Origin of the sequence: uncultured Roseovarius sp. (assembly GCF_913054395.1) — a bacterium.
In the GTDB taxonomy this organism is placed as follows: Bacteria; Pseudomonadota; Alphaproteobacteria; order Rhodobacterales; family Rhodobacteraceae; genus Roseovarius.
Genome location: NZ_CAJXIP010000104.1, coordinates 1 through 12,328, shown reverse-complemented (window position 1 = coordinate 12,328; position 12,328 = coordinate 1). Strand labels below are relative to the sequence as shown.

Genomic DNA, 12,328 nt, shown 5'->3' with positions numbered 1-12,328 from the left:
GTTTTCGAGACCGCCCCGTTCGACCACTCCGGCACCTCTCCGCGGGGGTCTGGTGAGGGGCGTTTAATTGCCTTTGGCGGAGGGGGCAAGGGGTTTTCCGTTGTTTGTCGGGATAATTTGCCTAGGTTGTAGCCAGTTGCATTTTCAGCCCCCACAGAAGGACCAAGGCAATGCTTGTGACCCCGATGCGCCAGACGCGGCACCTGGCGAGGATCGTGTTTCTTGGTACGTTGATCGTGCTGATCGGCCTTTTGCCGGTGCGGGCGGCGGATCGGGACCGGCTTGAGGCCTTCCTTGAAGTGACGGGCTTTGGCGTGGCGCTTGACAGTATCGCGCTTGCCGCTGCCGATGCGCCCGTGATGCTTGGCCTGACGGCCAGCGATTTCGGCCATGACTGGGCGCGGGTGGCGGGCGAGGTGTTTGACACGGCCCGGATGCGCGACACCGGCATTGACATCCTGTCACAGACCCTGAGCGACGAGATGCTGTCCCATGCGGCGGATTTCTATGCCTCTGATCTGGGGCAGCGCCTTGTCGAGGTCGAGAACGCCTCTCACATGATCGAGGATGACGCGGCCAAGCGTGCCGAGGGCGAGGCCCTGCTGGCCGAGGCGGATGAGGCGCGCATCACGGTCTTGCAGGATATGAATGCCGCCGTCGACGGGGCCGGGGCGGGGGTGCGCGCGCTACAGGAAATTCAGCTTCGCTTCCTGCTGGCGGCCTCTTATGCCGGGGTGCTTGATACCCAGATTGACGAGGGCACGCTGCGCGCGATGCTGGCCGAGCGCGAGGACGATTTGCGCGCGGCCCTGCGGGCCTCGGCGTTGGCAAATGCGGCCTATACCTATCAGGACCTCGGCACCGACGACCTTCGTGCCTATGTCGAGGCGCTCGAAGATCCGCTGATGGCGCGGGTTTATGAGCTTATGAATGCTGTGCAATACGAGATCATGGCCGGTCGTTTCGAGGTTCTGGCGGCGCGGATGGCCGATATGCACCCCGGTCAGGAGCTATGAGGAAGGCGGCACGGGGCATGGTGGCGCACGCGCTTGCCGGGCTCTGGCTTGGTCTGGTGCTTATGAGCGGCCCGGCGATGGCAGATCGTGCCGGGGATGTGGAGCGGCTGATCACGGCGCTGCGTTTTGACGACACGATCGAGATCATGCGCCAGGAGGGGATGCGCTATGGCGGCGAGGTGGGCCTTGAAATGCTGTCCGAGGGCGAGCGCGGCCGCTGGAGCGAGGTCGTTGCAGGGGTCTATGATGGCGCGGTCATGCGGGCTCAGGTGAAAGAGGGGTTTGTCGCCGCGCTTGACGGGGTCGATCCAGCGCCGCTTGTGGCGTTCTTCGAGGGGCAGGGGCGCGAGATCGTGGCGCTGGAACTCGCGGCGCGCAAATCGCTGCTCGATCCGGAAATCGAGACCGCGGCCCAAGCGCTTTACGATCAGATGGCCAAGGATGGCGATGCCCTGGTCGAGCGTGTGGAGGTTTTCATCGACGACAGCGACCTGATCGAGCGGAATGTCACCGGGGCGCTGAATGCCAACCTGGTCTTTTACACCGGGCTTGCCGATGGCGGCGCGCTTGATCTGCCGCAGGAGGAGATGCTCGCCGATATCTGGGCGCAGGAAGAGGACATGCGCGCCCAGACCGGGACCTGGCTTCGTTCGTTTCTGGTCATGGCCTATCAGCCGCTGGCGCGCGACAAGCTTGAGGCTTATATCGCCCTTTACCAAAGCCCGGCAGGACGCGATCTTAATCGCGCGCTTTTCGCGGCCTATGATAGCATGTACGAGGATCTGTCCTATAAGCTTGGCTTTGCTGTCGCGATTCATATGTTGGGCGAGGATTTATAGGCGGTATCGTGCAAAGACAGGGGCGATGGTGCTTGACTTTTGCCCGGCTTTCCAGAATAAGCGCGCAACCCGGCGGGATGATCTTGCCGGGTTTGTTGTTGAATGACGCCCCAGGGGCGCGCAGTTCGAGGTGGCCACAAGGCCGGAAACGCCCGGAGTTTCGGGGACCACAGAGCGCGGAGACGGAAAAGGAAATGCAATGTTTGCGGTCCTCAAGACCGGTGGCAAGCAATACAAGGTGTCCTCAGGGGACTTGCTTCGTGTTGAAAAGCTTGCAGCAGATGCCGGTGAAAAAGTACAATTTAACGAGATTCTGATGCTGGGCGGCGACGCACCTGTTGTCGGCGCGCCTCTTGTCGAGGGTGCTGCTGTTCAGGCCGAGGTCGTTGATCAGGTCAAGGGTGACAAGGTCATCAATTTCGTCAAGCGCCGTCGTAAGCACGGCTCGCAGCGCACCCGTGGCCACCGTCAGCAACTGACGCTGCTGCGCGTGACCGAGATTCTGGCCAAAGGCGCGGACAAGTCCGGCGTCAAGGCCGCTATCGGTGCCGGGTCGGTGTCGGCCACTGCGGTTGCCGCAGCTGCCAAGCCCGCCAAGAAAGCCGCAGCTCCCAAAGCCGCTGCCAAGCCTGCTGCGAAAGCGGCTGCCGGTGGTGACGACCTCAAGAAACTGTCGGGCGTCGGCCCCGCGCTTGAGAAGAAGCTGCATGAAAACGGCGTGACCACCTTTGCCCAGATCGCGGCATGGACGGATGCGGACGTTGCTGATATGGACGAAAAACTATCGTTCAAGGGTCGCATCGAGCGTGAAGGCTGGATTGCTCAGGCCGCTGAACTGATCAAAGGCTAAGGAGAGACCAGATGGCACATAAAAAAGCAGGCGGTTCATCCCGTAACGGTCGCGATTCTGCGGGCCGTCGCCTTGGCGTCAAAAAGTATGGCGGCGAAGCTGTCATTCCGGGCAACATTATCGCGCGTCAGCGCGGTAACAAGTTCTGGCCGGGTGAGGGTGTTGGCGAAGGTAAGGATCACACGATCTTTGCCAAGGTTGAAGGCGCTGTAAAGTTCCACAAGGGCCTCAAGGGCCGCACCTTTATTTCGGTTCTGCCAGTGGCGGAGGCCGCTGAATAAGCTGACCTTAAGGTTGTTGTAAACATCAAGGGGATCGGCGATACCGCCGGTCCCTTTTCATTTGTGCAGGAGGCAACTGGGATGAGTGTTGCCGTGATCAGTTTTCTGGCCTTTGGCGCAAGCCAGGTGGGCACGCCGGGGCCGGCCAATATGGCGCTTCTGGCCACCGGTGCGCGCTTTGGCTTTCGCGCGGCCTTGCCGTTCGTCGCGGGTGTGGCGCTTGGCAAGCAGCTGATCATCTGGCCCATCGGCTTTGGCCTGATGGAGCTGGCGGCACAGGCACCGGGGATTTTCGCGGCGCTCAAATGGATCTCTGCGGCCTATATCTGCTGGCTGGCCTGGAAGGTGGCGCATTTGCGCCTTGACGGTGCCAGGTCGGTCGAGACGGCGCCGGGCTTTCTGGCCGGGCTGATCGTGCATCCGCTCAATCCCAAGGCCTGGGCGATGATTGTCACGGGATTTACCAATTTCGTGACACCGGGCACCCCGGCCTTGCAGGCAACCGCCTGGATTGCCATTTGTCTGTTTGGCTTACAGGCCATTCTTCATCCGATCTGGACCTATGGAGGGGACCGGATCGCCCAGACCGTTGCCGGAACACCGGCCGAGAAATACCTTATGTGGACCCTGGCGGCACTGACCGTTGCCTCGGTTCTCTTCGTGCTCTTTGGAGGAGGACGCGCATGAAACTTGAGATGATCGTGAACCAGCCGGTGATCGAAACCGAACGCTTCGATCTGCGCCCGCTTCGGGCGTCGGATGCCGGGCTGATCGAGATGTATGCCAGCGACGCCCGCGTGGCGATGAATACCAGCAGCATCCCGCATCCCTTGCCCCCCGGTACCACCGAGGGGATCATTGCCCGCGCCCATGCTGACGACCGGATCGAGGATTTCTGGGCGATGGACGCAAGCAAGGTCGGCGGATCAGAACTTATGGGCCTGATAAGCCTGGTGCGGCTTGATCGCGATCAGTCGGAAGTCGGCTATTGGGTGGCGCCCGCCTATTGGAATACCGGCGTCGCCTCGACAGCGGTCGAAGCGCTTCTGGCGGCCAATCCGCATAATGCGCGCATCACCTTCGCCAGCGTGTTTCAGGACAACGCCGCCTCGGCGCGGGTCTTGACCAATTGCGGATTTCAGTATCTTGGGGATGCCGAGACCTTTTGCGTCGCACGTGGCGCCAAGGTGGCGACCTGGACCTATAGCAGAAAAGCGGACTGAGGCCATATTGGCCTTTGCGAAAGGATGACACATGAAATTTCTTGATCTCGCAAAGGTCTATATCCGCTCTGGCGGCGGCGGTGGCGGTTGCGTCAGCTTCCGGCGCGAAAAGTTCATCGAATACGGTGGGCCGGATGGCGGCGACGGCGGCAATGGCGGCTCGGTCTGGGCCGAGGCGGTTGACGGTCTTAACACGCTGATTGATTTCCGCTATCAGCAGCATTTCTTTGCCAAGAACGGACAACCCGGCATGGGCCGTCAGCGCACCGGATATACCGGTGATGACATCGTGTTGCGCGTGCCCGTCGGCACCGAAATCCTTGACGAGGACATGGAAACCGTTGTCGCCGACATGACCGAGGTCGGTCAGCGGGTTCTGTTGGCCAAGGGCGGCAATGGCGGCTTTGGCAACCTGCATTTCAAGACCAGCGTCAACCAGGCCCCGCGCCGCGCCAATCCCGGTCAGGAGGGGGTCGAACGCACGCTTTGGCTTCGCCTCAAGCTGATTGCGGATGTTGGTCTTTTGGGGCTTCCTAATGCGGGCAAGTCGACCTTTCTGGCGGCGACATCGAATGCGCGGCCCAAAATTGCCGATTATCCCTTTACCACGCTGCACCCCAATCTTGGCGTTGTCGGCGTTGATGAGGTTGAATTCGTTGTTGCCGATATTCCCGGCCTGATCGGTGGCGCCTCCGAGGGCAGGGGGCTTGGCGATCTGTTTCTCGGTCACGTCGAGCGCTGCGCGGTCCTGTTGCACCTGATTGACGGCACCTCGGACACGATTGCCGAGGATTATCACACCATCATCAATGAGCTTGAGCTTTATGGCGGCGACCTTGCCGACAAGCCGCGGGTGACCGCGCTCAACAAGATCGACGCGCTGGATGACGACGAGCGCGCCGAAGCCTGTGCCACGCTTGAAGCGGCCTCTGGCGGGCCGGTCATGATGATGTCGGGCGTGTCGCGCGAAGGGGTGGTCGATGTGCTGCGCGCCCTGCGCTCGCAGATCGACGATGACCGCCTGCGCCACAAGATCACTACCGAAGAAGAACCCGCGCCGTGGCAACCGTAAGCAAAGCAAGGCGACTTGTCATCAAGATCGGCTCGGCCCTGTTGGTGGATCGCGCCACGGGTGAACTGCGCGCCGACTGGCTTGCGGCCTTGGCCGAGGACGTAGTGCGCCTGCGCGCGCGCGGCACCGATGTCATTCTGGTCTCGTCGGGCTCTATCGCGCTTGGACGCGGGGTTCTGGGCCTGCCTGCCACTGAGTTGACGCTTGAGCAAAGCCAGGCCGCCGCCGCCGTGGGGCAAATCCGGCTGGCGGGCGCCTATGACGCGGTTCTCGGCGCGCATGGTATCACCTCCGCGCAGGTGCTCGTCACGCTTGAGGATAGCGCCGACCGACGCCGTTACCTCAATTCGCGTGCAACGCTGGAACAGCTTTTGCGCCTTGGTGCGGTACCGATCGTCAATGAGAATGACACCGTCGCGACCGATGAAATCCGCTATGGTGACAATGATCGCATGGCGGCGCAGGTGGCGGTGACGGCGGGCGCGGATCAGTTGATCCTGCTGTCGGATGTCGATGGTTTCTATACCGCCAATCCCGGGCAAGACCCGAGCGCGACGCGGTTCGACGTGATCGAGGCGATCACCCCCGAGATCGAGGCGATGGCGGGCGACGCCGGGTCGGGGCTGTCCAAGGGCGGCATGAAGACCAAGCTTTTGGCGGCCAAGACCGCCACGGCGGGCGGGTGTGACATGGCAATCACCCAGGGCGCGGTTTTGCATCCCATTGAGGCGCTCGAGCAGGGCGCGGCGGCCACATGGTTTCTGGCCCAGGGCGACCCGCAGCAAAAGCGCAAGGCCTGGATTGCCGCGATGAAGCCCAAGGGGCGCGTCGTTGTCGATGCAGGCGCCGCCCGCGCGCTTCAGTCCGGCAGCAGCCTTTTGCCCGCCGGTGTCACCGCGGTGAGCGGCAAGTTCGGTCGCGGTGACCCGGTCGAGGTTGTCGATGAGGCCGGACGCACGCTGGGGCAGGGGTTGACGCGCTATGATGGCGCGGACGCGCTGAAAATCAGCGGATTGCGCTCGGATCAGATCGAGGCGGTGCTGGGATATCCGGCGCGCGGTCCCTTGATGCATCGCGACGACATGGCATTCTGATCGACGCCAGAGACAGAATTTGCGAGGCTCGCAAGAGGAGAGTGTGACATGACAGAGACCCCCGATATTGCCGCGCTGATGGCGGATATCGGCGCGCGCGCCAAGGTCGCCGCTGCCGAATTGGCCGTGGCCAGCCCCGCCGCCAAGCGCGCCGCGCTTGAGGCCGCCGCCGATGCGGTCTGGGACGGACGCGCCGATATTCTTGCCGCCAACGAAAAGGACCTGGCCTATGGCCGCGACAAGGGGCTGAGCGAGGCGATGATGGATCGCCTTGCGCTGGACGAGAGCCGCATCAAAGGCATCGTCGAGGGCCTGCGCGCCGTGGCCGCTCAGGATGATCCGGTGGGCGAGGTCCTGGCCGAATGGGATCAGCCCACGGGCATTCATATCCGCCGTGTGCGCACCCCGCTGGGGGTGATCGGGGTGATCTATGAGAGCCGCCCGAACGTGACGGCGGACGCCGGGGCGCTTTGTCTGAAATCCGGCAATGCCGTGATCCTGCGCGGCGGGTCCGAAAGCTTTCACTCATCAGGGGCGATACACGCCTGTCTCGTGGCGGGGTTGCGCACTGCGGGACTTCCCGAGGACGCCATTCAGCTTGTGCCGACCCGCGACCGGGCTGCGGTGCAGGCCTTGCTGACCATGACCGACACGGTGGATGTGATCGTGCCGCGTGGTGGCAAGGGCCTTGTGGGACTGGTTCAACGCGAGGCGCGCGTGCCGGTCTTTGCCCATCTCGAGGGCATCGTGCATATCTATATCGACAAGGATGCCGACCCGGAAAAGGCGCTTCGCGTGGTGGTGAACGCCAAGACGCGGCGCACCGGAATCTGTGGCGCGGCCGAGTGTCTTTTGATCCATCGCGATATTGTCGGCACCATCGGTCAGGGCGTCGTGCGCGCCCTTCTGGATGCCGGGGTCGAGGTGCGTGCCGATGAGACCCTGCGCGCCATCGAAGGCACCGCCGCAGCCACTGAAGACGACTGGGGCCGGGAATATCTTGACTGTATCATCGCCGCCAGGGTGGTGGATGATCTTGACGCTGCGATCGCGCATATCCGGCGCTATGGTTCAAACCATACCGATTGCATCCTGACCGAGGATGATGCGGCCGCCGCCCGGTTCTTTGCCCGTCTCGACAGTGCGATCCTGATGCGCAATGCCTCGACCCAATTCGCCGATGGCGGCGAGTTCGGCATGGGCGCGGAAATCGGCATCGCCACCGGCAAGATGCATGCACGCGGTCCCGTGGGCGCGGCGCAACTCACCAGCTTCAAGTATCTGGTTGACGGCGACGGGGCGACGCGGGCCTAAAAGGTCAGGCGCAGCTCGGTCTCGCCGCGCTCTATCTGCAAGGAACGCCCAAGCGCGGCAAGCCGCTCTGGCAAAAGCAGAAACTGCACCTGCGCCGGGGTCACCTCGGGCGCGGGTGCCATTGCTTCAAGGCTGTTCCAGAGTTCATCGTTCACCTGAAGTCGCGCCCCCGTGGCGCTTACCGTAAATCGGTCATCATGTTGCGTGACGCTCAGGGTTCCGCCATATGGAATGCTTTGTTCGGCGCACAAAAGGCTTAAGACCAAGATCTGAGCAAGCGGCAGGCGCAAGGGCGCCGAGACATCCAGAGCAAGCGTGACCCGCCCGCTGCGATAGATCGTGCAAAGAATGTCGCGCAGCTCTTCGGCACGCAGGCTCTGACTGGCGGACGCGGTACCAAAGGCCAACCGAAACAGCCGGATCCGCGCATTGGCATCCGCCGCGCTATCCAGGATCAGCGTCATTTCGGGCGAGGCGCCCATGCCGGAAAGTTCAAGCAGTTCCAGCCCATTGGTCACCGCGCCGATCGGGCTTGTCAGATCATGGCAGATACGAGAGCCTATCAATGCGGCGAGGGGATGATTATGATTATACATATGAATTCTCCGGGGCGGTTTATGACATGAGCGATATGAACTCGATATTGGAACCGGGGATGTTTGTGCGCCACCCCGAGCGGCCGGATTGGGGGACGGGCCAGGTGCAATCGAATATCGGCGGTCGTATCACTGTTAACTTTCGTGAGGTCGGCAAGGTGGTGATTGACGGTACGCGGGTCGAACTTGTTCTGGTCTTTGATCACTGATCATCATTAGAAAACGGTTAACATTGGCAGAGCAATTGGGCCAGATGCCGTAATTGACACGCGTTGTCATTGGGCCGTGGCTTTCGTAAAACTGGCTCAGGCCCATAACCCGAGAGCAAAATGACACGTAGTCTTCCAGTCTTCCGCGTCAAACTTGCCGCGACTCCGCAAGACCTGCGGGCCGCGCAACGCCTGCGCTATGAGGTGTTCGTTGAAGAACTCGGCGCAGATGGTCCGCTGGTGAATCATGACGCGCGGCTTGAGGTGGATCGCTTCGATGCCCATTTCGACCACCTTCTGTTGCTCGATGATGCGGCCGAGGGCGCGGTCGTCGGGGTGTACCGGGTGCTGCGCAACGATCAGGCCCTGCGTGCAGGACAGTTCTATTCCGAGGATGAATATGATCTCTCAGCGCTGCGCGCGAGCGGTCGGCGGCTTCTGGAGTTGGGGCGCTCCTGTCTTGCGAAACCTTATCGTGGCGGGCCCGGCATGTTTCATCTCTGGAATGGTTTGGCCAGATATATCATTGATCATAAAATAGAAATCCTGTTCGGTGTTGCCAGCTTCCACGGCACGGATCTGGCCCGGCTGGCACAGCCCCTGACGCTTTTGCACCATCGTTATCTTGCGCCGCCAGCCCTCCGGGTACGTGCACGCGACGAGCATTACCAAAGCATGGACCTGCTCCCTTCGGACACCCTTGATCGGCGTGCCGCGATGCTGGAGGTGCCCGCCCTGATCAAGGCCTATCTGCGCATGGGGGGGCATGTCGGGGATGGGGCCTATATCGACCATCAGTTCAACACCACGGATGTCTGCCTTGTGATGGATACGGAGCGACTTAGCGACCAAAAGAAATCTATTTACCTAAAGGGAGTTGCGGGGTGACGTTCACCTGGAAATCACTCGATCCCCCACCGGATTTCACCACCGGGACGGCGGGGTTTGTGCGGGCCGCCTTGCGCGGTGTGCTCCTGCTTGTCATTTTGTCGTCAGGGCTGGCTCTTACAGCCGTGATCCGACTGGTCGAGCAACCGCTTTACAAGCTGCACCGCCCGTGGACCCCCTATATCACGCAATGGGTTTGCCGCATGGCATTTGTCGTGCTTGGTATGCGCCACGAGATCGAAGGAACCCCCATGACCCATGCCGGTGCCGTGGTCGCCAACCATGCATCATGGCTTGATATTTTTGCTCTCAACGCGCGAAAGCGGGTGTATTTTGTTTCCAAGTCCGAGGTCGCCTCCTGGCCTGGTATCGGGCTTTTGGCACGGATCACCGGCACCGTGTTCATCAACCGCGACCCGAAACAGGCCCGTGCACAGACTGAAATCTTCGAAAACCGGCTGTTGGCCGGGCATCGCCTGTTGTTCTTTCCCGAAGGAAGCTCGACCGATGGGATGCGTATTTTACCTTTCAAATCAACGCTTTTTCAGGCGTTCTTCAGCGACAACATCTGCCATGACATCTATGTTCAGCCGGTCACGGTGATCTATCGCGCCCCGCCGGATCAGGACCCGCGATTTTATGGCTGGTGGGGCGATATGACCTTTGCCGCGCATGCCCTGAAGGTGCTGGCGGCCTCTCCGCATAATAGCGTTAAGATTGTCTATCATCACCCTGTAAAGGTTGATGAATTTGACAACAGAAAGGTGCTGGCAGCCTATGTCGAAGAGGTCGTTCGCTCTGCCATGCCCAAGGACCGGCAAAGCAGATAACGCCAGATCACCTCATCGCTGCAACAAGCCTGGCAAGGGCTGCCACCGGATCGTCCTGCTGCCAGATTTCCTCGCCAAAGGCGAAAAAGTCTGTGATCGGCGCCAGCTGCGCCACCGTGATCTCGTCAAGCGCGCCCTCGGCCACGACCGGCAGTTCGATCATTTGCGACCACCAATCAAAAAGGTCTTCCCCGGCGCGGCTGCCATCGCCAAGCGACGAGGCGCCGACCGGGCCGAAACTGATATAATCAGCGCCTGCTTCGCCGGCACTTATCCCGTCATGGCGCGAGGTTCCGCAATAGCTTCCGATGATGGCATCATCGCCCAGTTCTTTGCGTGCGAACCGCACCGTGCGTGCACCGTCAATCAGGTGCACCCCGTCAAGCCCCAGCCGTTCCACCATCATCACATGGGTGTCGATCACCAGCGCGATGTCGCGCGCATGGGTCACTTCGCGACAGGCATCGGCGGCGCGCGCGATACGGTCTTCATCGCGGCTGGCCAAGGCAAGGCGCACGCAGGCCACCTCTTGGGAATCCAGCACACGCGCCAGCCTGTCAGGAAAGCGGCTCAGCTCGAACTCGGGGGGCGTGATCAGATAGATTTGTGGCTGCTCGGTTTCGGCCATTTCGGGGCTCCTCAAATTTCCGCCCGTATAGCGCGGATAAATCGCTTTGGCTATCACCGGGATTGGCTTTCACCATTCCGAAAATACTCAATCTCCTTTGCGATGCCCAGACCGCAACGGTTTGCGGGGAAATCCGGTACGTGAGCCCCTAGCAAGTGGCGCGCGGCGCGGCTATCTTTCGAAGAACCAGAGCAAGAGGGCAGGTGTTTGGCGATTACGCAACTGGCAGAGGGTCTGACCCGCAGTATCGAGGGATTGGGCGACCGACTGTCGGGCGCCTTGTTCGAACCGGTCTTGCGTGTCGGGGTCACGGGGCTGGCGCGGGCGGGCAAGACGGTTTTCATCACCTCTCTGGTCGCCAATCTGATGGATCGCGCGCGGATGCCGGGCCTCTTGGCCGCCTCCGAAGGGCGCATCGCGGCGGCCTTCCTTCAGCCACAGCCCGATGACACCCTGCCGCGCTTTGATTTCGAGCACCACCTTGCCGCCCTGACCGCCGCCGAGCCGCATTGGCCCGAAAGCACGCGCGCGGTGTCCGAGTTGCGCCTGTCATTACGGGTCCGCCCGACCGGGCTTTTGGCGGGGGTGAGCGGGCCGCGCACCGTGCATCTTGATATCGTCGATTATCCGGGCGAGTGGCTGCTGGATCTGGCGCTGTTGGATAAATCCTATGCCACCTGGTCGGCCGAGGTTCTGGCGCGGATCGAAAAGCGACCAGAGGCGGCGACATTTCTGGCGGCACTTGGCGGGCTTGATGCCAACGCCCCCCTGCAAGAACCCGAGGCACAGGCGCTGGCGCAGGGCTTTACCGCCTATCTGCATGCCGCGCGTGATGCAGGGTTTTATGACTGCACGCCGGGGCGCTTCTTGTTGCCGGGCGATCTTGCCGGTTCGCCAGTGGTGACCTTCGCGCCCTTGCCTGCGGGGCCGGATGGCCCCCGCGCCAGCCTGCGCGCAGAAATGGCGCGCCGGTACGAGGCCTACAAGCGCGAGGTCGTGCGCCCGTTCTTTCGCGATCACTTTTCACGGATCGACCGGCAGGTGGTGCTTGTCGATGCCCTTGATGCCATCCACAAGGGCCCGCCCGCGGTCGATGACATGCGCCGCGCGATGGCCGACATCCTGGGCGCGTTCCGGCCCGGCCGGAATGCCTTTCTTACCCGGCTTTTGATGGGCAGGCGGGTCGAGAAAATTCTGTTTGCGGCGACCAAGGCCGATCACCTGCATCACAGCCAGCACCCAGAGTTGACGGCGATCATGGCGGCGCTGATGCGCGAAGCGCGCGACCGGGCCGATTTTGCCGGGGCCGACACCCAGTCGATGGCGATCGCCGCCCTGCGCGCCACGGTCGAGGAACAGATTGACCACGGCGGGCGCAGCCTTGATTGCGCGCGCGGCCGGCTTTTGGATACGGGCAAACAGGCGGTGCTATATCCCGGCGCCTTGCCGCAGGACCCCGGTGCACTTTTGTCGGCGGCGCGGTCGGGC

15 protein-coding genes are annotated in these 12,328 nt (G+C 61.9%); 13 read left to right on the top strand and 2 right to left on the bottom strand.

Going from position 1 to position 12,328, the window contains the following annotated elements; all coding sequences use genetic code 11:
* Positions 1-170: 170 nt before the first annotated feature.
* The 9 genes from QZ522_RS13665 (at position 171) to QZ522_RS13625 (ending at position 7,689) form a co-directional block, all read left to right on the top strand.
* Complete coding sequence (locus QZ522_RS13665) at positions 171-1,016, top strand: DUF2059 domain-containing protein (RefSeq protein WP_294612569.1); 846 nt, start codon at positions 171-173, stop codon at positions 1,014-1,016.
* A 17-nt stretch (positions 1,017-1,033) separates the two neighbouring features.
* On the top strand, positions 1,034-1,855 hold the full coding sequence (locus tag QZ522_RS13660; protein ID WP_294612567.1) for a DUF2059 domain-containing protein: 822 nt from the start codon (positions 1,034-1,036) through the stop codon (positions 1,853-1,855).
* A gap of 199 nt (positions 1,856-2,054) precedes the next feature.
* Positions 2,055-2,705: a 50S ribosomal protein L21 gene (locus tag QZ522_RS13655; RefSeq protein ID WP_294612563.1), complete on the top strand. Its 651-nt coding sequence runs from the start codon at positions 2,055-2,057 to the stop codon at positions 2,703-2,705.
* An 11-nt stretch (positions 2,706-2,716) separates the two neighbouring features.
* Positions 2,717-2,986, top strand: a complete 270-nt coding sequence (rpmA, locus tag QZ522_RS13650; protein ID WP_294612560.1) for a 50S ribosomal protein L27 — start codon at positions 2,717-2,719, stop codon at positions 2,984-2,986.
* Positions 2,987-3,067: 81 nt separating this feature from the next.
* Positions 3,068-3,673 carry a LysE family translocator gene (locus QZ522_RS13645; RefSeq protein ID WP_294612557.1) on the top strand — a complete coding sequence of 202 codons (606 nt, stop codon included), beginning with the start codon at positions 3,068-3,070 and terminating at the stop codon, positions 3,671-3,673.
* Positions 3,670-4,209 carry a GNAT family protein gene (locus QZ522_RS13640; protein ID WP_294612555.1) on the top strand — a complete coding sequence of 180 codons (540 nt, stop codon included), beginning with the start codon at positions 3,670-3,672 and terminating at the stop codon, positions 4,207-4,209. The genes QZ522_RS13645 and QZ522_RS13640 overlap by 4 nt, the downstream gene beginning before the upstream one ends.
* A 31-nt stretch (positions 4,210-4,240) precedes the next feature.
* Positions 4,241-5,281: a GTPase ObgE gene (gene obgE / locus QZ522_RS13635; protein ID WP_294612552.1), complete on the top strand. Its 1,041-nt coding sequence runs from the start codon at positions 4,241-4,243 to the stop codon at positions 5,279-5,281.
* Positions 5,269-6,375 carry a glutamate 5-kinase gene (proB, locus tag QZ522_RS13630; protein ID WP_294612549.1) on the top strand — a complete coding sequence of 369 codons (1,107 nt, stop codon included), beginning with the start codon at positions 5,269-5,271 and terminating at the stop codon, positions 6,373-6,375. The genes obgE and proB overlap by 13 nt, the downstream gene beginning before the upstream one ends.
* A 48-nt stretch (positions 6,376-6,423) precedes the next feature.
* Positions 6,424-7,689 carry a glutamate-5-semialdehyde dehydrogenase gene (locus tag QZ522_RS13625; RefSeq protein WP_294612547.1) on the top strand — a complete coding sequence of 422 codons (1,266 nt, stop codon included), beginning with the start codon at positions 6,424-6,426 and terminating at the stop codon, positions 7,687-7,689.
* Here QZ522_RS13625 and QZ522_RS13620 read toward each other — a convergent pair.
* Positions 7,686-8,285, bottom strand: a complete 600-nt coding sequence (locus tag QZ522_RS13620; RefSeq protein WP_294612544.1) for a histidine phosphotransferase family protein — start codon at positions 8,283-8,285, stop codon at positions 7,686-7,688. The genes QZ522_RS13625 and QZ522_RS13620 overlap by 4 nt on opposite strands.
* Before the next feature lie 26 nt (positions 8,286-8,311).
* Between QZ522_RS13620 and QZ522_RS13615 the strand changes: the two genes are divergently transcribed.
* The 3 genes from QZ522_RS13615 (at position 8,312) to QZ522_RS13605 (ending at position 10,212) form a co-directional block, all read left to right on the top strand.
* Positions 8,312-8,494: a DUF3553 domain-containing protein gene (locus QZ522_RS13615; protein ID WP_294612541.1), complete on the top strand. Its 183-nt coding sequence runs from the start codon at positions 8,312-8,314 to the stop codon at positions 8,492-8,494.
* A gap of 120 nt (positions 8,495-8,614) precedes the next feature.
* On the top strand, positions 8,615-9,382 hold the full coding sequence (locus QZ522_RS13610; RefSeq protein WP_294612538.1) for a GNAT family N-acyltransferase: 768 nt from the start codon (positions 8,615-8,617) through the stop codon (positions 9,380-9,382).
* Positions 9,379-10,212 carry a lysophospholipid acyltransferase family protein gene (locus tag QZ522_RS13605; protein ID WP_294612535.1) on the top strand — a complete coding sequence of 278 codons (834 nt, stop codon included), beginning with the start codon at positions 9,379-9,381 and terminating at the stop codon, positions 10,210-10,212. Before QZ522_RS13610 ends, QZ522_RS13605 begins: the two co-directional genes overlap by 4 nt.
* 7 nt (positions 10,213-10,219) lie before the next feature.
* Here QZ522_RS13605 and QZ522_RS13600 read toward each other — a convergent pair whose 3' ends face one another.
* Entirely contained in the window at positions 10,220-10,840 is a 621-nt protein-coding gene (locus QZ522_RS13600; RefSeq protein WP_294612532.1) for a thiamine phosphate synthase, read from the bottom strand.
* 207 nt (positions 10,841-11,047) lie between these two features.
* Here QZ522_RS13600 and QZ522_RS13595 point away from each other — a divergent pair.
* Positions 11,048-12,328 (top strand): YcjX family protein (locus QZ522_RS13595; protein ID WP_294612530.1); only part of this gene is annotated, 1,281 nt, incomplete at its 3' end.